The organism is Kordiimonas sp., from assembly GCF_048264555.1.
GTDB lineage: Bacteria > Pseudomonadota > Alphaproteobacteria > Sphingomonadales > Kordiimonadaceae > Kordiimonas.
This window is the reverse complement of the sequence record NZ_JBLXCX010000002.1, coordinates 582467-605509: the sequence shown is the minus strand read 5'-3', so window position 1 is coordinate 605509 and position 23043 is coordinate 582467. Positions and strand designations below refer to the sequence as shown.

Annotated in this window: 22 protein-coding genes and 4 tRNA genes; 25 read left to right on the top strand and 1 reads right to left on the bottom strand. The window is 51.9% G+C overall.

What is annotated here, in order from left to right; translation table 11 throughout:
* Positions 1-111 precede the first annotated feature (111 nt).
* The 7 genes from clpP (at position 112) to ACN0XZ_RS07885 (ending at position 5893) form a co-directional block, all read left to right on the top strand.
* Entirely contained in the window at positions 112-735 is a 624-nt protein-coding gene (clpP, locus tag ACN0XZ_RS07915) for an ATP-dependent Clp endopeptidase proteolytic subunit ClpP (protein WP_417457193.1), read from the top strand.
* A gap of 114 nt (positions 736-849) precedes the next feature.
* Entirely contained in the window at positions 850-2109 is a 1260-nt protein-coding gene (gene clpX, locus ACN0XZ_RS07910; RefSeq protein ID WP_417457192.1) for an ATP-dependent Clp protease ATP-binding subunit ClpX, read from the top strand.
* A 179-nt stretch (positions 2110-2288) separates the two neighbouring features.
* Positions 2289-4706: an endopeptidase La gene (gene lon, locus ACN0XZ_RS07905; RefSeq protein WP_417457191.1), complete on the top strand. Its 2418-nt coding sequence runs from the start codon at positions 2289-2291 to the stop codon at positions 4704-4706.
* Between the two features lie 161 nt (positions 4707-4867).
* Complete coding sequence (locus ACN0XZ_RS07900) at positions 4868-5143, top strand: HU family DNA-binding protein (RefSeq protein WP_417457190.1); 276 nt, start codon at positions 4868-4870, stop codon at positions 5141-5143.
* Positions 5144-5274: 131 nt separating this feature from the next.
* Positions 5275-5350 (top strand) — tRNA-Val (locus tag ACN0XZ_RS07895).
* Positions 5351-5389: 39 nt separating this feature from the next.
* Positions 5390-5465, top strand: a tRNA-Val gene (locus ACN0XZ_RS07890).
* A gap of 95 nt (positions 5466-5560) precedes the next feature.
* Positions 5561-5893, top strand: a complete 333-nt coding sequence (locus ACN0XZ_RS07885) for a hypothetical protein (RefSeq protein WP_417457189.1) — start codon at positions 5561-5563, stop codon at positions 5891-5893.
* Positions 5894-5904: 11 nt separating this feature from the next.
* Here the strand turns inward: ACN0XZ_RS07885 and ACN0XZ_RS07880 are convergent, their stop codons facing one another.
* On the bottom strand, positions 5905-6402 hold the full coding sequence (locus ACN0XZ_RS07880; RefSeq protein WP_417457188.1) for a hypothetical protein: 498 nt from the start codon (positions 6400-6402) through the stop codon (positions 5905-5907).
* A 159-nt stretch (positions 6403-6561) separates the two neighbouring features.
* On the opposite strand from ACN0XZ_RS07880, the gene ACN0XZ_RS07875 reads away from it, so the two are divergent.
* The 18 genes from ACN0XZ_RS07875 to ACN0XZ_RS07790 all read left to right on the top strand — a co-directional run bounded on the left by ACN0XZ_RS07875 (position 6562) and on the right by ACN0XZ_RS07790 (position 23039).
* Positions 6562-6638: transfer RNA gene (locus tag ACN0XZ_RS07875), tRNA-Asp, on the top strand.
* A gap of 273 nt (positions 6639-6911) precedes the next feature.
* Positions 6912-6988 (top strand) — tRNA-Asp (locus ACN0XZ_RS07870).
* 237 nt (positions 6989-7225) lie between these two features.
* Positions 7226-7591, top strand: coding sequence for an NADH-quinone oxidoreductase subunit A (locus tag ACN0XZ_RS07865; protein WP_417457187.1), 366 nt, complete (start codon positions 7226-7228; stop codon positions 7589-7591).
* Positions 7582-8133: a NuoB/complex I 20 kDa subunit family protein gene (locus ACN0XZ_RS07860; RefSeq protein WP_417457186.1), complete on the top strand. Its 552-nt coding sequence runs from the start codon at positions 7582-7584 to the stop codon at positions 8131-8133. Before ACN0XZ_RS07865 ends, ACN0XZ_RS07860 begins: the two co-directional genes overlap by 10 nt.
* A gap of 93 nt (positions 8134-8226) precedes the next feature.
* Complete coding sequence (locus ACN0XZ_RS07855) at positions 8227-8862, top strand: NADH-quinone oxidoreductase subunit C (protein WP_417457185.1); 636 nt, start codon at positions 8227-8229, stop codon at positions 8860-8862.
* Positions 8862-10040: an NADH-quinone oxidoreductase subunit D gene (locus ACN0XZ_RS07850; protein WP_417457184.1), complete on the top strand. Its 1179-nt coding sequence runs from the start codon at positions 8862-8864 to the stop codon at positions 10038-10040. The genes ACN0XZ_RS07855 and ACN0XZ_RS07850 overlap by 1 nt, the downstream gene beginning before the upstream one ends.
* Positions 10037-10654 (top strand): NADH-quinone oxidoreductase subunit NuoE, encoded by a 618-nt coding sequence (nuoE, locus tag ACN0XZ_RS07845; RefSeq protein ID WP_417457183.1) that lies wholly within the window; start codon positions 10037-10039, stop codon positions 10652-10654. The genes ACN0XZ_RS07850 and nuoE overlap by 4 nt, the downstream gene beginning before the upstream one ends.
* Entirely contained in the window at positions 10654-11934 is a 1281-nt protein-coding gene (nuoF, locus tag ACN0XZ_RS07840; RefSeq protein WP_417457182.1) for an NADH-quinone oxidoreductase subunit NuoF, read from the top strand. Before nuoE ends, nuoF begins: the two co-directional genes overlap by 1 nt.
* Before the next feature lie 22 nt (positions 11935-11956).
* Positions 11957-14008, top strand: coding sequence for an NADH-quinone oxidoreductase subunit NuoG (gene nuoG / locus ACN0XZ_RS07835; protein WP_417457181.1), 2052 nt, complete (start codon positions 11957-11959; stop codon positions 14006-14008).
* Positions 14001-15038, top strand: a complete 1038-nt coding sequence (gene nuoH / locus ACN0XZ_RS07830; protein WP_417457180.1) for an NADH-quinone oxidoreductase subunit NuoH — start codon at positions 14001-14003, stop codon at positions 15036-15038. The genes nuoG and nuoH overlap by 8 nt, the downstream gene beginning before the upstream one ends.
* Positions 15039-15051: 13 nt before the next feature.
* Entirely contained in the window at positions 15052-15540 is a 489-nt protein-coding gene (gene nuoI, locus ACN0XZ_RS07825; protein WP_417457179.1) for an NADH-quinone oxidoreductase subunit NuoI, read from the top strand.
* A 16-nt stretch (positions 15541-15556) separates the two neighbouring features.
* Entirely contained in the window at positions 15557-16204 is a 648-nt protein-coding gene (locus ACN0XZ_RS07820; RefSeq protein ID WP_417457178.1) for an NADH-quinone oxidoreductase subunit J, read from the top strand.
* A 13-nt stretch (positions 16205-16217) separates the two neighbouring features.
* Positions 16218-16526: an NADH-quinone oxidoreductase subunit NuoK gene (nuoK, locus tag ACN0XZ_RS07815; protein ID WP_417457177.1), complete on the top strand. Its 309-nt coding sequence runs from the start codon at positions 16218-16220 to the stop codon at positions 16524-16526.
* Between the two features lie 7 nt (positions 16527-16533).
* On the top strand, positions 16534-18465 hold the full coding sequence (gene nuoL, locus ACN0XZ_RS07810; protein WP_417457576.1) for an NADH-quinone oxidoreductase subunit L: 1932 nt from the start codon (positions 16534-16536) through the stop codon (positions 18463-18465).
* A gap of 18 nt (positions 18466-18483) precedes the next feature.
* A complete protein-coding gene (locus ACN0XZ_RS07805) occupies positions 18484-20016 on the top strand; it encodes an NADH-quinone oxidoreductase subunit M (protein WP_417457176.1) in 1533 nt (510 codons plus the stop codon).
* A 14-nt stretch (positions 20017-20030) separates the two neighbouring features.
* Positions 20031-21485, top strand: coding sequence for an NADH-quinone oxidoreductase subunit NuoN (gene nuoN, locus ACN0XZ_RS07800; protein WP_417457175.1), 1455 nt, complete (start codon positions 20031-20033; stop codon positions 21483-21485).
* Positions 21485-22261 carry a biotin--[acetyl-CoA-carboxylase] ligase gene (locus ACN0XZ_RS07795; RefSeq protein WP_417457174.1) on the top strand — a complete coding sequence of 259 codons (777 nt, stop codon included), beginning with the start codon at positions 21485-21487 and terminating at the stop codon, positions 22259-22261. Before nuoN ends, ACN0XZ_RS07795 begins: the two co-directional genes overlap by 1 nt.
* A gap of 4 nt (positions 22262-22265) precedes the next feature.
* Positions 22266-23039, top strand: coding sequence for a type III pantothenate kinase (locus ACN0XZ_RS07790; RefSeq protein WP_417457173.1), 774 nt, complete (start codon positions 22266-22268; stop codon positions 23037-23039).
* Positions 23040-23043: the final 4 nt, after the last annotated feature.

Below are 23043 nucleotides of genomic sequence, written 5' to 3'. Positions count from 1 at the left end.
CCGCAAGGGGTTATTTCCTTGCCGGGCGTAATGTCTGTTTGCTACAGCTTGCCACAAGAACGTTTGGCCACAGTATTTAAGCATATTGGCCGGTATGAATTGGAGTGCCCGATGAGCGATATCCTTGAGCCTATTAAAAGTGCCCTTGTCCCTATGGTGGTGGAACAGACCAACCGGGGTGAGCGGTCCTACGATATTTATTCGCGGCTGCTGAAAGAGCGCATCATCTTCCTTACCGGTCAGGTTGACGATCATATTGCGAGCCTTGTGGTGGCACAGCTCCTGTTTTTGGAGGCAGACAACCCGAAGAAGGATATCTCCTTCTACATTAACTCACCGGGCGGCATCGTTACCTCAGGTTTGGCTATGTATGACACCATGCAGTATATCCGCCCGAAAGTGGCTACTATCTGCATTGGTCAGGCGTCATCCATGGGGTCGCTTCTCCTAGCATCTGGTGAGCCAGGCATGCGCTATGCACTTCCGAACGCCCGTATCATGATCCACCAACCATCCGGTGGTGCGCGCGGGCAGGCGGCTGATATCGAAATTCAGGCACGTGAAATTCTGAAACTACGTGAACGGCTGAACAATATCTATGTCAAACACACGGGCCAGAAACTTGCGGCGATTGAAAAAGCAATGGACCGGGATAACTTCATGAACGCGGAAGAAGCCCAGAAATTTGGCCTCATTGACCACGTCTATACCTCACGCGAGGAGATTGGCGAATAATCTCGTTGGTCCGCCGCGACTATGCTGGCGTACAAATTGTGAGATTTTTTGTTGTAAGCATCTTTTTAACCAGTCTACGATAAAAAGAAGCGATGAAAGTAAGCGGTGACAGATTTGAGTAATAGTGATTCGAAAAACACGCTCTATTGTTCCTTCTGCGGCAAAAGCCAGCATGAGGTCAGGAAGCTTATCGCGGGACCAACGGTCTTTATCTGCGATGAGTGCGTAGAGCTGTGCAATGACATCATCAAAGAAGAGAGCAAGAGTGCTCTCGCTAAAGGCACTGATGGTGTTCCGTCACCTTTGGAAATTTTGGGCGTGCTGGATGACTATGTTATCGGCCAGCGCAACGCGAAACGCGTGCTGTCTGTGGCTGTTCACAACCACTACAAGCGCCTCAATCATGCAAGCACAACAAGCCAGGATGTTGAACTCGCGAAGTCAAACATTCTGCTCGTGGGACCAACCGGGTGCGGTAAAACCCTTCTGGCCCAAACACTTGCACGCATTCTCGACGTTCCGTTCACCATGGCTGACGCAACGACGCTGACCGAAGCGGGCTATGTTGGTGAAGACGTTGAGAATATCATTCTTAAACTTCTGCAGGCTGCCGACTACAATGTTGAGCGGGCGCAGCGCGGTATCGTCTATATTGATGAGGTCGACAAGATCAGCCGCAAGTCTGACAACCCATCCATCACGCGTGACGTGTCGGGCGAGGGTGTGCAGCAGGCACTTCTGAAGATTATGGAAGGCACAGTTGCGAGTGTACCGCCTCAAGGTGGACGCAAACATCCGCAACAGGAATTCCTGCAGGTCGATACGACCAATATCCTCTTTATCTGTGGTGGCGCGTTTGCGGGACTCGATAAAGTGATTGCCAATCGTCTTCAGGGCAAATCAATCGGCTTCGGTGCTTCGGTCGCCAGTCCGGACGAACGCAGCGCTGGTGAACTCTTTAAGGAGACCGAGCCGGAGGATCTGCTTAAGTTTGGTCTGATCCCCGAATTTGTTGGCCGTCTGCCGGTGATTGCAACGCTTGAGGATCTGGACGAAGACGCACTTGTGCAAATTCTTTCAGAGCCGAAAAACGCACTTCTTAAACAGTATCAGTGCCTCTTTGACATGGAAGATGTGAAACTCACTTTCTCTGAAGATGCGCTGTTTGCTGTCGCCAAGAAAGCGATTGAGCGCAAAACTGGCGCCCGGGGGCTTCGCTCTATTATGGAAGATACACTGCTGGATACCATGTTTGATCTGCCATCCCTTGAGGGTGTGGAAGAGATTGTGGTCAATGGTGAGGTTGTCGACGGTAAGGCGACTCCTCTCCAGATCTATGCAGACCGCCGTGATGAGGCTGGTCAGCCAGCTTAAAGAGACTTAGTTGACGCTTTAAGGGGGTTGAAACTGGTGTTTCAGCCCCCATTTTCATGATGAACAGCGTAAAATGGGCGTGTTAGCCAAAAAATCACGTCTTTTCCTTTCTTATTCGCGAGAAGGGGCCTAAAATCGGCCCTCTTATTTCGCCTGATCTAGTTCTGGATGTTTTTCCTATGTCAGATTCTGCTCAAACAGATACAAACACAGTAGTTTTGCCGGTTTTGCCGCTCAGGGATATTGTTGTTTTCCCTCACATGATTGTGCCGCTTTTTGTTGGCCGCGATAAATCAGTCCGCGCTCTTGAAGAGGTGATGGCAAAGGACAAGCAGATTTTGCTGGTCGCCCAGAAAGAAGCTGGTGAAGACGACCCGAGCACCAAGGATGTGTTTGATATCGGTACTGTTGCGAGTGTGCTGCAGCTTCTGAAGTTGCCGGACGGCACCGTGAAGGTTCTGGTAGAGGGCTTCAACCGCGCGAAGATTGATGAGTTTGTGCGCGAGGAAGATTATTTCGAGGCGCAGGCAACCATGTTGACTGGTGACGAATCAGACCCCGCCGAAGCGGAGGCTCTCGCCAGGTCCGTAATCTCCCAGTTTGAGCAGTATGTAAAGCTCAACAAGAAAATCCCGGCTGAGGTTCTGGTGACCGTTGGCCAGATTGATGAGCCGTCAAAGCTTGCTGACACAGTTGCCTCACACCTGGCGCTCAAGATCGATGACAAGCAGGAGCTATTGGCTGCAACCTCTGTTGCGGACCGCCTTGAGCGTATTTTCGGCTTCATGGAAGACGAAATTGGCGTGCTACAGGTTGAGAAGAAGATCCGAGGCCGCGTAAAACGGCAGATGGAGAAAACCCAGCGCGAATATTATCTCAATGAGCAGTTGAAGGCTATTCAGAAGGAACTTGGGGAAGGGGATGACGGCCGGGAAGAGATTCTTGAGCTTGAAGACCGTATTAACAAGACCAAGCTTTCCAAAGAGGCCAAAGAAAAGTGCCTAGCTGAGCTCAAGAAACTCAAATCCATGAGCCCAATGTCGGCGGAAGCGACAGTGGTGCGTAACTTCCTCGACTGGATGCTGAGTGTTCCGTGGTCGAAAAAAAGCCGGGTGAAGAAAGACATCAAGCTTGCTGAGAAGGTCCTTGATACAGACCACTACGGCCTTGAGAAGGTGAAAGAACGCATTATTGAGTACCTGGCCGTTCAACAGCGCGCCAAGAAACTCAAGGGCCCGATTCTTTGCCTCGTTGGCCCGCCCGGTGTTGGTAAAACCTCGCTTGGTAAATCGATCGCTAAGGCGACAGGGCGCGAATTTGTGCGCTTCTCATTGGGCGGCGTCCGGGATGAGGCTGAAATTCGTGGGCACCGCAGAACCTACATTGGTTCCATGCCGGGTAAAGTCATGCAGTCGATGAAGAAGGCTGGCACCACGAACCCGCTGTTCCTCTTCGATGAGATCGACAAGATGGGGCAGGATTTCCGCGGTGACCCGGCGTCTGCACTTCTCGAGGTGTTGGACCCAGAGCAAAATAGCAAATTCAACGATCACTATCTTGAGATCGACTATGATCTCTCGAACGTGATGTTCGTCACAACGGCCAACTCGCTCCGTATGCCGCGCCCGCTTCTCGACCGGATGGAGATCATCACGCTCGCAGGCTATACGGAAGATGAGAAGATCGAGATTGCCAAGCGTCACCTTATCCGCAAGCAGATGCGCGACCATGGCTTGAAAAAAGACGAATGGTCTATCTCTGACGGTGCTCTCAAGGATGTGGTTCGCTATTACACCCGCGAAGCTGGTGTGCGGAGCCTTGAGCGTGAGATCGCCAAACTTGTGCGCAAGGCTGTAAAAGAGATTGTTGAGGGCTCAAAAGACAAGATTCAGGTTACGAGCCGCAACCTCAGCCAATATGCAGGTGTTCGCAAATACCGGTATGGCGAAGCGGAACTTGAGGATCAGGTTGGCCTGACAACCGGCCTTGCTTGGACAGAAGTGGGCGGGGAACTGCTTGCGATTGAAGCGGTTACCGTGCCGGGTAAGGGCAATATCAAACAAACTGGTAAGCTTGGTGACGTAATGAAAGAATCGATCCAGGCGGCGAGGTCATATGTGCATTCGCGCTGTGTTGAGTTTGGTATTCATCCGAATGTATTTGAGAAGCGCGATATTCACATTCACGTGCCGGAAGGTGCGACTCCAAAAGATGGCCCATCCGCAGGTGTTGCCATGTGTACCTCAATCGTTTCCGTGCTTACTGGCATTCCGGTGAGAAAAAACATTGCGATGACAGGCGAGGTGACTCTGCGTGGCCGAGTCTTACCAATTGGAGGGTTGAAGGAGAAACTTCTGGCTGCGCTGAGGGGCGGAATTACTAAGGTTCTTATCCCGAAAGACAATGAAAAAGACCTCGTCGAAATTCCAGACAATGTGAAGAAAGGCCTTGAAATCGTTGCAGTTTCAACGGCTGATGAGGTGCTGCAGCATGCACTTGCCGGCGAGATGACACCCATCGAGTGGCCCGAAGAAGATGACACCAAAAAAGTGGTATCTGAGGACGACTCATCCGGGGAAGAGTTGACGACTCATTAGGGGCCTTGTTCCTTATTGATGAAAATTCAAGAAAAAAAAAGCTAAAAGCCGCAGTTTTCTGCGGTTTTTTGCTTTGACAAGCGTGAATTTTGTGGCCAAGATGCCCTCGCATTTCGGAACTAAACAACGAAATCAATCTCTTCAACTCAGAGGGGGATACCTTGAATAAAAACGATTTGATCGCAAAAGTTGCTGAAGCAGCTGACCTGTCCAAAGCTGACGCAGGTAAAGCAGTTGACGCTATATTTGATTCCATCAGCGGTGCGCTGGCGTCCGGCGGCGAAGTTCGTCTCGTCGGCTTCGGTACCTTTGCTGTTGCTTCTCGCGCAGCTACTAAAGGCCGTAACCCACGCACGGGTGAAGAAATCGACATCCCTGCTTCCAAGCAGCCTAAATTCAAGGCAGGCAAGGGTCTTAAAGACGCAGTAAACAAATAAGTTTGTTTACAGTCTGAATTGCTGAAACGGCTGTGGAGAAATCCGCAGCCGTTTTCTTTTAAGAAATTGCAAAAAAAGGGGTGGACAGAGCCCCGATTTCCCCCTAAAAGCGCGCTCACCACACAGCATGTGGGCGATTAGCTCAGTTGGTAGAGCATCTCGTTTACACCGAGAGGGTCGGCAGTTCGAGCCTGTCATCGCCCACCATTCATCCCCCAACACCAAACGGGGATTTGAGCCTTGTGAGGGCGATTAGCTCAGTTGGTAGAGCATCTCGTTTACACCGAGAGGGTCGGCAGTTCGAGCCTGTCATCGCCCACCATGGCATCCCGTGGTTTCCTCACTCAAATGATGTTACTCACTCGATCGGTATCGGGTTATTCTATGTTTGCGGGTGCCTGAAACGGGCATGTGGCGATGAATACATCTGAGGTTGGTATGGGCAATGGAACAAGCAGCCATGAAATGGCGAAACGCACTGGCAAAGAAGCTCAGGGGCGATCCGAAGCCAAACCCGATCACCCCGTTGAAATAGAGGCTTCCTGGGCACCAAAAGACCCGCGGGATCGTCTATACGACAGCAATGCCGCGGGGCCAGAACGCACTATGTCTATGGTCCGCATCATCGCCGCGTTTCATCCTGTGCTGAATGTGTTCGTGCTTCTGAGCGACATGGCGCGCAGGGCACCGCTCAGCACAATATCTGTGATCATAGTACTAGCTCTGCTAGTCTACTGGTTTCTCGGTTAACCAAACCTATTTTAATCCACTAGAATCGGAACAAGCGCCACACCATCCTGCAAGGGTTCGTCAATCTGGTCTGCCCATCCCCCGTGCCCGAAACGTATGATATAACAGGCGTATCCATCATCGATGGGTGGATTCTGAACACCTCTTATAGCATCTAGAAGATCGACATCCTCGTTTACACTGGCTGCGCTAAAGTTCGCCTTGAACTCAAGGGCAATATTATGTGCCCCGTTACCGGTGTCATAGGTGATCATAATGTCTGCGCGGTTTGCAAACCCACCATAGGCAACTTCGGTGCGAACCAGATAATGATTTATGTTTTCGTTGGCGGTGATCCAGGCATTTATGCACTGAAACGCAACAGCCTGTACGGTATACTCGTTGAAATATCCCGATGGTGAATAATATTGGGCGACGTTGTGGAAATTTTGAACTTTACGATTCAAATACAAGGCCACGTCGTTACTGAGGTTGTTACTTATATAATCGTTCATTTCTTGTAGCGGCATGCGGGCCTCCTTTCAGATATATGCTGTAGGGTAAGGACCGACTTGCAGTGGTTTTGTGAAGTCGAATGGGTGGGTTAATTACATTTCTTTCCCGAGGCTGAAAAAGGGTGTTGACACTCGCGCGGGCAGGCCCTAAACACCCCCTCACGCAAGCGATGCGCGGGTGTAGCTCAGTTGGTTAGAGTATCGGCCTGTCACGCCGAGGGTCGCGGGTTCGAGCCCCGTCACTCGCGCCACTTGCTCCCTCAGATGAGGGTTCAAAAAGCCTCCGGATTTATCCGGGGGCTTTTTTGCTTTTTTCCGCGATGGAAGTGGGATAGACGCCCCATAGGTCAAGTATTGGAGTGGTGACGATTCGAGTATCCATGTCTATACACAACAAGAGAGCCGAGCGAATGATTAGATGTTTTTGTCGTAATTTATGGCTGGTCTGAAAAGTATGAAAATTTTGTCATTCAATGATTGACAAGGGTAGGGCAAAATCATAAACACCACCCCGCAAGCAGTGCGCGGGTGTAGCTCAGTTGGTTAGAGTATCGGCCTGTCACGCCGAGGGTCGCGGGTTCGAGCCCCGTCACTCGCGCCACTTGCTTGACCCTTCAGGGTATAGAAAACGCGTACCGGCATGTTCGGGCGCGTTTTTTTATTTGTGCGACTTTTTGCCTTAATGCGCTGAAACGCACGGCTCGTAAGCTTTTCATTAAGCATTTCCGGGTCTATACTCCTCTCCGATAGCTTCCGGGGCAAATTCACCCTTTACTGTCGTCACCTCGGTCGATAAAAGGGCGCAGTAATTAGGGCCAATAAACAAAAAGGGACTCTCATGGAGTCTTTGCTCATACAATATCTTCCGATCCTGATTTTCCTTGGGATCGCAATTGCATTCTCACTTGTTTTCGTTGGTGCTGCGGTTCTCATTGCCAAGCAAAACCCGGACGACGAAAAACTGTCAGCATATGAGTGTGGTTTCGAGGCATTCGACGACGCGCGTCATCAATTCGACGTCCGTTTTTATCTCGTCGCCATTCTCTTTATTATCTTCGACCTTGAAGTTGCTTTCCTTTTCCCGTGGGCGGTGTCCCTTGGTGATATTGGTCTCTACGGCTTTTGGTCGATGATGGTGTTTCTTGGTGTGCTGACCGTGGGCTTCATTTATGAATGGAATAAAGGAGCGCTGGAATGGGAGTAGCACAACCCGATAGCCCTCTGGGGCCAACAGGAACTGGCACGCCAAGCGAAAGCGCGTTCCTTGAAGGGCTCAATGAAGAACTGACAGAGAAGGGCTATGTGGTCACGTCTCTGGAAGACCTCATTAATTGGGCTCGTACAGGGTCACTTTGGTGGATGACGTTTGGTCTCGCGTGCTGTGCGGTTGAAATGATGCACTCCGGCACACCGCGGTATGATGTGGAACGCTTTGGTTTTGCACCTCGCGGCAGCCCACGTCAAAGTGATGTTATGATCGTGGCCGGTACGCTGACCAATAAAATGGCGCCAGCGCTTCGTAAGGTTTATGACCAGATGCCAGAGCCACGCTACGTGATCTCAATGGGGTCATGTGCGAATGGTGGCGGGTACTATCACTATTCCTACTCTGTGGTGCGCGGTTGTGACCGCATCGTGCCAGTTGATATATATGTCCCTGGTTGCCCTCCGACCGCTGAGGCGCTTGTTTACGGTATTTTGCAGCTTCAGCGCAAAATTCGCCGGACAGGAACCATCGTTCGGTAGATCTCATCCGAAGCATCCTGACCTTCATGTCGGGGTGCTTCGCATTGTGCCTGCAGCCCTGCGCTGCACATCATAAAAGGAGCGCGAGAGCGCATGACTGATAAGGCATTAGCTGCACTTGGTGAACACATCGCCAGCAGCCTTGAAAATGAAGTAGCTTCGGCAACTGTCGCCTTTGGTGAGCTGACAGTGACCGCCCGCGCTGAGCATATTCAGAAAGTTCTGACCTTCCTTCGGGATAACCAGGAATGCATGTTCAAGCAGTTGATCGATATTTGCGGCGCTGATTATCCAGAACGGGCGAAGCGATTCGACGTGGTTTATCATCTCCTTAGCATGCAGCTGAATCAGCGCGTGCGGGTGAAGGTGGAAACTGACGCCGATACACCGGTGCCAAGCGTGAATGACGTGTTCCCGGCCGCAGGTTGGTATGAGCGTGAAGCTTGGGACATGTACGGTATTTTCTTTGCAGACCACCCTGATCTTCGGCGCATGTTGACGGATTATGGTTTCCAGGGGCATCCGCTCCGGAAAGATTTTCCGCTCACCGGTTTTGTTGAGCTTCGTTATTCCGAAGACAAGAAACGGGTTGTTTATGAGCCTGTGAAACTAAAACAGGAATTCCGTGACTTTGACTTCATGAGCCCTTGGGAAAGCGCAAAATATGTGCTGCCGGGTGATGAAAAGGCTGATGGTGAAGATGCGCCCAAGAAAGAGGGGGCAAAATAATGGCTGAAGTTGATATCAAAAACTATTGCCTGAACTTTGGTCCGCAACACCCTGCAGCACACGGCGTGCTTCGTATGGTTATGGAATTGGACGGTGAGGTGATTGAGCGGATTGATCCGCACATCGGCTTGCTGCACCGTGGTACTGAGAAGCTGATTGAGCATAAGCAGTATCTGCAGGCGATGCCGTACTTTGATCGCCTCGACTACGTTGCGCCCATGAACCAGGAACACGCTTTCTGCCTTGCGATTGAAAAGCTGATGGATTTAGAGGTGCCGGAACGTGGTCAATACATTCGGGTGCTTTACTGCGAGATTGGCCGTATCCTGAACCACATTCTCAACTTGACGACACATGCCTTGGATGTTGGCGCAATGACGCCAATTACATGGATGTTTGAAGAGCGTGAGAAGCTGATGGAATTTTACGAGCGTGCTTCTGGCGCCCGTTTCCATGCTGCTTATTTCCGCCCAGGTGGTGTGCACCAGGACCTGCCAGCGGGCTTGATCGAAGATATCATGGCCTGGACTGAAACCTATCCGCAGATGATCGCGGATATGGAATCACTTCTGGTCGATAACCGCATTTTCAAACAGCGGAATGTCGATATTGGTACGTTCTCTGCGGAAGACGCGTTCGCTTGGGGCTTTACAGGCCCGATGCTGCGTTCAACTGGCGTGGCATGGGACCTCAGGAAGTCGCAGCCCTATGAAGTTTATGACAAGCTTGATTTCAAGGTAGCCATCGGCAACGCGGGTGATTGTTATGACCGCTTTATGCTCCGTATTGCGGAGATGCGGGAATCATTGCGGCTTATCCGTCAGTGCTGTGAGCAGATGCCTGGTGGGCCTGTTATGTCGGTTAATACCAAGGTTGCGCCACCACGCCGTGGTGAGATGAAGCGCTCCATGGAAGCGCTTATTCATCACTTCAAACTCTATACCGAGGGTTTCAAGGTGCCTGAAGGCGAAGTTTATGCCGCCGTGGAAGCGCCAAAGGGTGAGTTTGGTGTTTATCTTGTGTCGGATGGTTCCAACCGTCCGTACCGCTGTAAAATCAGGGCACCTGGGTTCGCGCATCTACAGGCGATGGATTACCTGTGTAAAGGGCATATGCTCGCGGATGCTCCGGCCGTACTTGGAGCAATGGATATTGTGTTTGGTGAGGTGGACCGATGAGCGCGGCAGCCCAAAAAGACGAACAGAAGTTTGTGTGGACACCTGAAAACGAGGTGCTCGCACAGAAACATGTCGCAAAATACCCTGAAGGTCGTCAGCAAAGTGCTGTGATGCCTCTTCTCGATATTGCGCAGCGCCAAAATGGTGGGCATGTGACGCAAGAGATAATGGAGTATATCGCGGACTATCTCGATATGGCACCGATCAAGGTGATGGAGGTTGCAACCTTCTACACCATGTATAACCACAAACCTGTAGGGAAACACCATGTGCAGGTATGTGGAACCACACCATGTTGGTTGCGCGGTGCGGATGACATTATGTCAGCCTGCAAAAAGCATCTGGGTGTAGAGAAGGGCGGTACCACAGAGGACGGCATGTTCACGTTGTCTGAGGTTGAGTGCGCGGGTGCCTGCGTTAACGCGCCAGTTGTTGCGATTGGCGACGATTATTTCGAGGACCTGACACCCGAGAGCATGATTGAGCTTCTGAACAAGTTGAAGGCTGGTGAGGCCGTGAAGCCTGGCCCGCAGATCGACCGCCAGAACAGTGCGCCATTTGGTGGACCAACGACCCTGAAGGACTTTCAAGGTACAAAAGGGGGAGATGCATAATGCTTGCAGATAAAGACCGCATCTTCACAAACCTGTATGGTTTTGAAAGCCCCGGCATTGAAGCCGCAATGAAGCGCGGTGACTGGAACGGCACCAAAGACCTTATCGGCAAAGGCAAAGACTGGATCATCAATGAGATGAAAGAGTCCGGGCTGCGCGGTCGTGGCGGTGCAGGCTTCCCGACGGGCCTTAAGTGGTCATTCATGCCGAAGGAATCAGATGGTCGCCCGTCCTATCTCGTTGTGAATGCGGATGAGGGCGAACCTGGCACCTGTAAAGACCGTGACTTGATGCGCCATGACCCGCACAAACTGCTGGAAGGCTGTTTGATTGCCGGTTTCGCGATGAACGCAATTGCGGCTTACATCTATATCCGTGGCGAATTTTATCGCGAAGCCGAAGCGCTTGAGAGCGCGATTGAAGAAGCCTATGCAAAGGGTTTCCTCGGCAAAAACGCCTGTGGTAGCGGCTATGACTTCGACATTTATGTGCACCGTGGCGCGGGCGCCTATATCTGCGGTGAGGAAACGGCTCTGATCGAAAGCCTTGAGGGCAAAAAGGGCCAGCCGCGCCTGAAGCCACCATTCCCTGCGAACGTGGGTGTTTGGGGCTGCCCCACCACGGTTAACAACGTTGAATCGATTGCTGTTGCTCCAACAATCCTACGTCGCGGCGGCGCCTGGTTTGCAGGGCTCGGCCGTCCAAACAACACAGGCACGAAGGTGTTTTCGATCTCTGGTCACGTTAACAACCCATGTAACGTGGAAGAAGAAATGGGCATTCCGCTTAAGGAGCTCATTGAAAAACACGCTGGCGGTGTTCGGGGTGGCTGGGACAATCTTCTCGCGGTTATTCCGGGCGGATCATCTGTTCCTGTGCTTCCAAAAGAGATCTGTGACACCGTTTTGATGGATTTCGATAGCCTTCGGGACGTTCAGTCTGGTCTCGGAACCGCAGCGGTAATCGTGATGGACAAGTCAACGGACATCGTGAAGGCGATTGCACGCCTCAGTGAGTTCTATAAGCACGAAAGCTGTGGTCAGTGCACACCGTGCCGTGAAGGTACTGGCTGGATGTGGCGTGTGATGGAGCGGCTTGTTGAAGGTAAAGCTGAGAAGTCAGAGATCGACACACTTCTGGACGTGTCCAAACAAATTGAAGGCCATACCATCTGCGCGCTAGGTGACGCGGCGGCATGGCCTATTCAGGGTTTGATGCGCCACTTCAGGCATGAAGTGGAAGCTCGTATCGATTCATATCATGCCAAAGCGGCTGAATAGAGCGCATGGCAAGGAGAGTTAGATGCCCACGCTAACCATTGATGGAAAAGAAGTAACCGTAGAGGCGGGCACCACCGTGCTTCAGGCCTGTGAGGAAGTTGGCGTTGAAGTGCCACGCTTCTGTTATCACGAGCGCCTGTCGATTGCGGGTAACTGCCGCATGTGCCTTGTGGATATGGAACGTGCACCAAAACCGATTGCAAGCTGCGCAATGCCAGCGGGTGACGGAATGGTAATTCACACCAATACCGAGCGTGTTAAAAAGGCGCGTGAAGGGGTAATGGAATTCCTGCTGATCAACCACCCGCTTGATTGTCCAATTTGTGACCAAGGTGGTGAATGTGACCTGCAGGACCAAGCCATGGCGTTTGGTCGCGGTGCAAACCGCTACGACGAGAACAAGCGCGCGGTTGAAGATAAATATATGGGGCCGCTGATCTCCACCACCATGACACGCTGCATTCACTGCATGCGCTGCGTTCGTTTCTCGGAAGAGGTGGCTGGTGTTGATAATATGGGGTCTCTCTGGCGCGGTGAGCATACAGAAATCACGACTTACCTCGAGAAAACGCTTGATAGCGAGATGTCGGGTAATGTGATCGACCTTTGCCCTGTTGGTGCGCTTACCAGCAAGCCATACGCGTTTACAGCGCGGAGTTGGGAGCTGAAGCATACGGAAAGTATTGATGTGATGGATGCTGTAGGCTCCAACATCAGCATTGATACGCGTGGTGCTGCAGTTATGCGTATCCAGCCACGTCTCAATGAAGACGTGAATGAAGAGTGGATTTCTGACAAAACCCGCTTTGTTTACGATGGCCTGAAAAAACGCCGGCTGGATCGGCCATACGTTCGCAAAAACAAGAAGCTGGAAGAAGCTTCCTGGGCGGACGCTTTTGCAGCTATCAAAAAGAAGCTCAAGGGCGTGAAGGGTGATGAGATCGCTGCTTTGGTTGGTGATCTTGCGGATATGGAGAGCATGCTGGCTCTCAAGGACCTGATGGCGTCTCTGGGTTCAAGCCGGATTGAGGCACGTCAGGATGGTGCGGCGATCGACCCGAGCGTTCGCGCGGGCTACATCATGAATGCTGGCATCGCGGGTGTTGAAGAAGCGGATTATCTGCTCCTCGTTGGGTGTGACCCGCGCACCGAAGCGCCGATTATCAATACACGTATTCGCAAAGCTGTTCGGCACCTTGGCCTTAAAGTTGGCAATATTGGCAACGCAAACGACCTCACCTATAAAGTGGAAGAGTTTGGAGACGACGCTAAAATCATCAAATCGGTATCAACCGGACGCCATGACGCCGCGAAAGCACTTAAGGCAGCTTCCAAGCCGATGATCATTATAGGCCAAGCAGCGCTAGCCCGCGAAGACGGTGCAGCTATCCTGAAAGCCGTTCGCGACATTGCAGACAAATACTGTGTGCGTGACGGCTGGAACGGTTTTGGCATGCTGCATACCGCTGCATCACGGGTCGGTGCGATGGACCTCGGTTTGACTGCTGAGGGCGGTGTTGATGGCATCTTGGATGATGCTGAGGCCGGTAAACTTAAAGCAGTGTTCCTGCTGGGCGCCGATGAAGTTGATACCACAGCGCTCAAAAAGGCCTTCACGGTTTATATCGGCACCCACGGTGATGAGGGCGTCAAGAATGCTGACGTAATCCTGCCCGCTGCGGCTTATACGGAAAAATCAGGCACTTACATCAACACTGAAGGCCGTGTTCAGCGTACTGAGAAAGCACACTTCGCACCGGGTGATGCCCGCGAAGACTGGACCATCTTGCGGGCTCTCTCTGATATTGTTGGGTCGACGCTGCCATACAACACGCTCGGCGAGCTGCGTGCCCGCCTCGCGGATGCAGCACCAGCGACGGCAACACTAGACGAATTGCCGAATGAGGCTTGGGGCGACTTTGGCACCAAAGGTGATATCGCTGAAGGTGGCATCGCACCAATCATTGATAACTTCTATCTGACCAACCCAATCGCACGAGCAAGCCAGATTATGGCAGATTGTGTAGACGTTCGTGGATTTGAGGCTGAGGAGGCGACAGGGACCCATGGTTGAGGCGCTTTATAACCTGTTAGGCGGCGAAGGGCCGTTCCTGTATTTCCTCGCGATCACAGCGTCAATCCTTGCAGTTGTGCTACCGCTGACGATTGCAGTTGCTTTTGCGGTATATTTCGACCGCAAAATCTGGGCTGCAGTGCAAATGCGGCGCGGTCCGAACGTGGTTGGCCCCTTTGGGCTGCTTCAGTCTTTCGCGGACGGTATCAAGCTTTTCCTCAAGGAAACCATCATCCCGGCGGGTGCGAACAAGGGCATCTTCTTGATGGCGCCGATGATTACTTTCACGCTGGCACTGATTTCCTGGGCGGTAATACCGTTTGATGAGGGCATGGCGCTCTCGGACCTGAACGTTGGTGTTTTGTACATCCTCGCGATTTCATCGCTGGGTGTATACGGGATCATCATGTCAGGCTGGGCATCAAACAGCCGCTATGCGTTCCTGGGCGCTCTTCGGTCAGCCGCACAGATGGTTTCCTATGAGGTTTCCATCGGGTTCGTGCTCGTGTGCGTGCTCGTGAAAGTAGGTTCATTGAACCTAAGCGATGTTGTTTATGCTCAGGAAGGTGGCGTGCTGGCATGGCACTTCATTCCATTTTTCCCGATCTTCATCATCTTCTTCATATCAGCGCTCGCAGAAACCAACCGTCCGCCGTTCGACCTACCGGAAGCGGAAGCCGAGCTTGTGGCCGGTTATCAGGTTGAATACTCATCGATGGCGTTCGCGCTTTTCTTCCTTGGGGAGTATGCGAACATCCTTCTGATGTCAGCAGTGATGGCCATCCTGTTCTTCGGTGGTTGGTATGCGCCTATTCCAGCACTGGACTTTATTCCAGGGTTCCTCTGGCTTTTTGCCAAAACAGCGCTCTTCTTCTGGATGTTCGCTATGGTGAAGGCTTTTGTGCCGCGCTACCGCTATGACCAGTTGATGCGCCTTGGCTGGAAGGTATTCCTGCCGCTGTCGCTCGCATTTGTCGTAATTTACTCTGGGGTACTGGTCGCTTTTGACCTGCTCCCCACCAACGGATAAGGAGGCTTGAAACATGACCGCTATCATCCAAGCCACTAAAAGCTTGCTGCTGAAGGAATTTTGGGCCGCACTCGTGTTGTCGACCAAATATTTCTTCCGCCCGAAAGTGACAATCAACTATCCGTACGAAAAGGGTCCGCTGAGCCCTCGTTTCCGCGGAGAGCATGCACTTCGCCGGTATCCTAACGGGGAGGAGCGCTGCATTGCCTGTAAGCTGTGTGAAGCTATTTGCCCCGCGCAAGCCATTACGATTGAGGCAGAACCACGTGAGGACGGCTCACGCCGCACCACGCGGTACGACATTGACATGACCAAATGTATTTACTGCGGTTTCTGTCAGGAGGCGTGCCCGGTAGATGCGATTGTGGAAGGCCCGAACTTTGAGTTCGCGACCGAGACACGTGAAGAGCTGATGTACAACAAAGACAAGCTGCTTGCCAATGGCGAGCGCTGGGAGCGCGAAATCGCGGCGAATATCGCCCTTGACGCGCCATACCGTTAAGGCAGGGGTGGAACAGATGGATCTTGCTTCGATACTTCCTGCGGCCGCCTTTTGGCTGTTCGCTGCCATTACGGTCCTTGCGGGCCTGATGGTGATTTCATCAAAGAACCCCGTGCATTCTGTGCTCTGGCTCATCCTTGCGTTTTTCTCAGCCGCAGGGCTGTTTGTTCTGATGGGCGCTGAGTTTCTCGCTATGCTGCTTGTCATTGTTTATGTGGGCGCGGTTGCTGTGCTGTTCCTCTTCGTGGTGATGATGCTTGACGTTAACTTTGTTGAGTTACGTCAAGGCTTTATGCAGAACCTTCCAATCGGGATTGTTGTTGGACTTCTGCTTCTCGCTGAGCTTGGTACGCTTGGCGCTGCCTGGACATTTGGTGATGATGTGGCGCGAAATGCGGCAGCCCCAACACCATCAGTCGAGCAGGTGGAGAACACCCGTGCGCTCGGGCAAATTATCTATACGGACTATATTTTCATCTTCCAGACCTCGGGCTTGATCCTGCTGGTGGCGATGATTGGCGCGATTGTATTGACTCACCGTGAGCGGGTTGGTGTGAAACGCCAAAATATTGCCAAACAGAACGCACGGCGTCCTGAAGATGCATATGAACTTGTTGATGTGGAAGTTGGTAAGGGCGTGTCCCTGCCAACCAAAAAAGGTTAGGGGACGATAGTCCATGACTATTGGGTTAGGACATTATCTGACGGTTGCCGCGATCCTGTTCGTATTCGGGATTTTTGGTATCTTCCTGAACCGGAAGAACGTCATCATCATTCTTATGTCGGTCGAGCTGATGCTGTTGGCCGTCAATATCAACCTCGTGGCCTTCTCCACATATTTGAATGACATGGTTGGCCAGGTATTTGCGATGTTTGTGCTGACGGTCGCTGCGGCTGAGGCCGCAATTGGCCTCGCCATTCTCGTCGTCTATTTCCGTAGCCGTGGTTCGATTGCGGTTGAAGATATCAACCAGATGAAGGGGTAGGACGATGATGTATAAGTTTATTGTTTTCCTGCCACTTATTGGCTTCCTGATTGCTGGCATGTTCGGTCGCAAACTTGGCGATAAGCCGAGCCAGATACTGACCGCAAGTCTTGTCAGCGTTTCTGCAATCCTGTCGTGGATGGCATTTGGGGACATTGCGCTTTCTGGCAACAAAGCCAGTGTACATGTTCTTGATTGGGTGTCGTCGGGCACACTGAGTTTTGCTTGGGCCTTCAAGATTGATACGCTTACGGCGGTAATGTTGGTTGTCGTCAACACGGTATCGGCGCTCGTGCACTGGTATTCCATGGGCTACATGGAAGAAGATCCTGATAAGCCGCGCTTCTTTGCATACTTGTCGCTCTTTACGTTTGCGATGCTGATGCTCGTTACGTCAGACAACCTTGTGCAGATGTTCTTTGGTTGGGAGGGCGTTGGCCTTGCCTCATATCTGCTGATTGGCTTCTGGTTCAAGAAACCGAGCGCGAATGCGGCTGCTATCAAAGCCTTTGTCGTTAACCGTGTTGGTGACTTTGGATTTGCGCTCGGTATCTACGCGTGTTTCGTGTTGTTTGGCTCGGTTGAGTTTGACGTCATTTTCGCGAACACAGAGCAGTTGCAGACAGCAACGATGACCTTCTTAGGCCATGAGTATCATGCGCTGACAGTGATTTGTTTGCTGTTGTTCGTTGGTGCGATGGGTAAATCAGCTCAACTTGGTCTGCACACATGGTTGCCAGATGCGATGGAAGGCCCAACACCTGTGTCCGCTCTTATCCATGCTGCGACCATGGTAACAGCGGGTGTGTTCCTTGTCGCGCGCTTTAGCCCTGTGTTTGAGTTTGCGCCGGATGCGCTTGTTGTGGTGACGATTATCGGCGCGGCAACGGCGTTCTTTGCGGCCAGTGTTGGTCTTGTCCAGAACGATATCAAGCGCGTGATCGCATACTCAACCTGTTCACAGCTTGGCTATATGTTCTTCGCACTTGGTGTAGGTGCTTATGGGGGTGCGGTGTTCCACCTGTTTACACACGCCTTCTTTAAAGCCCTGCTGTTTCTAGGTGCAGGCTCGGTAATCCACGCGATGCACCATGAGCAGGATATGCGCAACATGGGAGGGCTTCTTAAGAAGATACCGCTCACCGCCGCTGTTATGTTCATTGGAAACTTGGCGATTACCGGTGTTCCGTTCCTCTCGGGCTACTACTCGAAAGACATGATCATTGAGGCAGCATATGCTTCACACGCACCGGGCGCAGAGTTTGCCTTTGTGATGGGTGTTGCTGCTGCTCTGATGACAAGCTTCTACAGCTGGCGCCTTTGGTTCATGACCTTCATGGGGGAGACCCGCGCCGACCATCACACATATGATCATGCGCATGAAGGGCCGTGGACCATCCGCTTCCCGCTGGTCGTGCTTGCGCTTGGTGCGGTATTCGCGGGCTTTGTTGGGCACGAATATTTCATCGGTGTAGACCGTGTTGCATTCTGGAATGGCTCATTGGTCACAGCGGCACACGATATCATGGAAGAAGCTCATCACGTTCCGCTAGGCGTGAAGCTCGCGCCGTTGTTTGCCATGCTAATTGGTCTCTCGTTGGCGGCTTGGTTCTATCTCCGTAAAACTGACCTGCCACGGCGTACGGCTGAGATGTGGGATGGGCTCTACGCCTTCCTTCTCAATAAATGGTATTTCGACGAGCTTTATAACTTTGCGCTTGTTCGTCCGGCTTTCTGGCTTGGTCGTGTATTCTGGAAACGCGGCGATGAGCAAACAATCGACGGCTTTGGCCCGAACGGTGTTTCATCCACGGTGGCGCTTGTGGCCGCAAAAGTTCGAAAGCTTCAATCAGGATATGTTTATCACTATGCGTTTGCGATGATTATCGGCCTTGCGCTCGTGGTGACGTGGTTTATGGCCCATGGTGGCGGACACTAAGGGCAGGGGATATTTAAGATGATTTTTCTGGAACATTACCTGCTCTCACTGATGATGCTGGTACCCATGATCGGGGCGGCGTTTGTCCTGATCGTGCGTCATCAAGACAAAGAAATTGAGAAGCGGAACATCCGCTGGGTAACACTGCTCGCTACTCTCTTTACCTTTGCCCTCAGCATTGTGCTCTGGATGGGGTTTGATGGCGCTACCGCCGATTTCCAGTTTGTTGAGAAATACAACTGGGTAGGCGATAGCATCAGCTATCATGTCGGTGTGGACGGCATTTCAATGCTGTTTGTTGTGCTGACGGCCTTTCTGATGCCGATTGTGGTATTGGCGAGCTGGGAATCGATTGAGACCCGCGTGAAGGAATATATGATTGCCTTCCTGCTCCTTGAAACGCTCATGATCGGTGTTTTCTCGGCACTTGATATCTTCCTGTTTTATGTCTTCTTCGAAGGTGGTCTGATCCCGATGTATTTGATCATCGGTGTCTGGGGTGGCCTGAACCGCATCTACGCGAGTTTCAAGTTCTTCCTCTATACGCTTCTCGGCTCGGTTCTGATGCTTGTTGCAGTGTTCTATATGTTCATTGAGACAGGCACGACCGATATTCCGGCCTTGATGAACCATCACTTTGATACGGATATACAGAACCTGTTGTGGCTGGCTTTCTTCGCGTCTTTTGCGGTGAAAATGCCTATGTGGCCTGTTCACACTTGGCTTCCAGACGCGCACGTGCAGGCACCAACTGCGGGTTCCGTAATTCTGGCGGGTGTGCTGCTTAAGATGGGAGGCTACGGCTTCCTGAGATTCAGCCTGCCAATGTTCCCGGATGCAACGCAACATTTTGCGTGGTTGATCTTCGGGCTTTCGATCATCGCTATCATCTACACATCGCTGGTGGCGCTTGTGCAGGAAGACATCAAAAAGCTGATCGCTTACTCGTCTGTTGCGCATATGGGTTTTGTTACCATCGGTATTTTTGTGTTGAATGCGAACGGTATCGAAGGTGCAATCTTCACCATGCTGAGCCACGGTATTGTCTCTGGCGCATTATTCCTTTGTGTTGGTGTGATCTATGACAGGCTGCACACGCGGGAGATTTCCCGCTATGGCGGCCTCTCTGTCAATATGAAGATATACGCGACGATCTTTGTGATCTTCTCCATGGCGTCGGTTGGTTTGCCTGGCACCAGTGGCTTTGTGGGCGAGTTCCTCGTTCTGAACGGTTCATACACCTACAACAGTTGGGTTGCTTTCTTTGCCACTACGGGTGTGGTGCTGGGGGCGGCCTATATGCTGTATCTGGTCCGGCGGCTCGTGTTTGGTGAGCTAGACAAGGACGATGTGAAAGCAATGCCGGATTTGAGCCTGCGTGAGAAAATCATCTTCCTTCCGCTCATCATTGTTGTTTTCTGGATGGGGATCTATCCAAATAGTTTCCTCGATCCGATCCATGCCTCTGTTGAGAACCTGATTGAAACCAAGTTTCCCGTCGTAGCTGCCGAAGTTGTTGCTGAAGAAGCAACAGCGGCTACGTCGCACTAAGGAGTATTTGAGACATGACTGGTGATATGCCAATCCTCCTGCCTGTATTGCCCGAGTTGATTTTGGCGATAGGCGCTATGCTCCTGCTGATGCTTGGTGTTTTTCAGGGCGACAAAAGCTACAGCCAGATGGCTAACCTGTCGGTGGTGTTGTTGATTGTTACTGCTTTTGTGATGTTCACCCAAGTGGGCGGTGACCGCCAACTAACCTTTGGCGGCATGTTTGTAACTGATGCTTTTGCTGTGTTTGCCAAAACCTTGGTTTTTGTGGGTTCTGGCATCGCTATTTTGATGTCGTCCGCCTATCTCAAGCAAATGAATATCGCGAAGTTCGAATATCCGATCCTGATCCTTCTCGCCACACTCGGTATGATGATCATGATTTCCGCCAACAATCTGATGAGCCTTTATGTCGGACTGGAGCTACAGAGCCTGTCACTCTATGTGCTTGCAGCGATGAACCGGGATCGCTCGCGTTCAACGGAAGCGGGCCTTAAGTATTTCGTTCTTGGTGCACTTTCATCGGGCATGCTGCTCTATGGCGTTTCATTGGTTTATGGTTTTGCGGGAACTACAGACTTCGACATTCTCGCAAGCACACTAAAAGCCGCGCATGAGCCACAGATTGGCATAATCGTCGGCATGGTATTCTTGATGGCTGGTTTGGCATTTAAGGTATCAGCTGTGCCGTTCCACATGTGGACACCAGACGTATATGAAGGGTCACCAACACCGGTAACCGCTTTCTTTGCCGCCGCGCCTAAGGTGGCCGCGCTTGCGCTTTTCGTGCGCGTAATGATGACAGGGTTCCCTGCGATGACGGCAGAATGGCAACAGGTCATCGTGTTTATCTCTATCGCCTCCATGCTGATTGGTGCATTGGTTGCGATTGTTCAAACCAACATCAAACGCCTGATGGCCTATAGTTCAATTGGTCACATTGGTTATGCTCTTGTTGGTTTGGCTGCTGGCACGCAGGCGGGTGTTGAGGCGCTGCTCATCTATATCGCGATCTATGTGACCATGACCCTCGGTACTTTTGCTGCTATACTGACCATGCGCAGGTCAGAAGGCATGGTTGAGGATATCGCTGATCTGTCTGGGCTTTCACAAACCAACCTACCTCTCGCCATTGCGATCGCAGTGTTTATGTTCTCGCTGGCCGGGATTCCTTTGCTCGCAGGGTTCTGGGGCAAATGGTATGTATTCTTGGCGGCGGTAGAAGCTGGGCTTATTCCGCTTGCGATCGTCGGTGTGCTTACCAGCGTGATTGGCGCGTTCTATTACCTGCGCATTATCAAGGTCATGTTCTTTGATGAGCCTGCGCCGGCGTTTGAAAGTGGCCATGGCCGCGCTGTTTCAGGTGTGATTGCCATTACCGCAATAGTGAATTCACCGGTTAGCTATTTTGTGCTGATTGGCCCGCTTGTGGCTGCAGCTAGCTGGGCGGCGGGTTCACTCCTGTTCTAGTGATAGCTGAGTTTGAAGATTGGGGAGCCTCGGCGCCGGCTGGTGTCGGGGCTAGTTTTTTGCCAGAATGCGATAGCACGAATGCTGTGGCGTCCAAGCTTGGACAATCGGGTGAAACAGGCCCTTTATGGATAGTCGCGGGCCGTCAGAGCGCGGGCCGTGGCCGTCGGGGTAAGATATGGAAGTCTGAGGGGGGTAATCTATACGCGTCCTTGTTATTCAAACCGGCTATTGAACCATCTGATATGACCGCCATCCCCTTTCTCGTTGCGCTGGCCGTGCGAGATACTTTTTTAGACTTCGGTGCAGATGATGTGCGTTGCAAATGGCCGAATGACGTTCTGATTGGAGGGCACAAGGCAAGCGGCGTTTTGATTGAAAGCAGTGCGAGGAACGCCAAGGAACTAGATTATGTAATAATCGGGATCGGTATAAACCTGATGCATTTCCCGAACGACGCTCAGTTTCGAGCGACAAGTCTAAAGGCTGTAACAGGCAATGTTATAGATGTGAGACATGCATTCCAGGCACTTTCCCATCATTTGTTTGATCGCCTAACAAACTGGAAAACGTCGGAAATCACGCCAATTGCAGAGGAGTGGACCAATAGCGCTTGGGGTTTGGGGCATCGCTGCGTATTGAGAACAGCGACGGATACGTTCGAGGGCACGCCTCTCAGGCTTGCGGGGGATGGTGGTCTTGTTGTCGGTTTGGATAACGGTGAGGAACGCTCCCTGTATGCCGGAGACATCTTCCCTGTAGGTGGAATGGAGTAGAAGTATGCTGTTGACGATTGACGCTGGGAACACCAATACGGTTTTTGCCCTGATTGAAGGTGAGGCCATTGTTGAGCAGTGGCGCATATCAACGGGTGATCAGCGTACGGTTGACGAATATATGGTGTGGGTGAGCCACTTGATGGCGCTTCACGGACGGGACCCAAAGAGTGTTACCGGCGCAATTATTGCAAGCGTGGTGCCGCAGGTCGTTTGGCCGCTTACCCAGCTTTGTAAAAAATACTTTGGCTGTGAACCGCTTATCGTCGGTGCGCCAGGTGTTGAACTTGGTGTTGATATTCGGGTGACGAACCCTGCTGAGGTTGGTGCGGATCGATTGGTAAACGCTGTGGCAGGCCACGAACTATACGGCGGCCCATTGGTGGTGGTTGATTTTGGTACGGCGACAACGTTCGATGTGGTTGGACCAGATGGTGCGTACCTCGGGGGGATTATCTGCCCGGGCATTAACCTTTCACTACACGCCCTTCATCAGGCTGCCGCGAAGCTCCCACGCATTGCGGTCAGTGCGCCATCCAGTGATAGGGTGACAGGAAAATCGACGCTTGAAGCCATGCAGTCGGGCATCTTCTGGGGGTACGTTAGTATGATTGAGGGGCTAGTATTGCGCCTGCGTCGTGAGCATGGCGAAGACATTAAAGTATTGGCGACGGGTGGTCTTGCGCCTGTGTTCGCAAATAAAACTGATGCGATCGGTGAAGTTGTAGGAGACCTAACACTTCAAGGCCTCCGTCTCATTTACGATCGCAACAACTAGGACA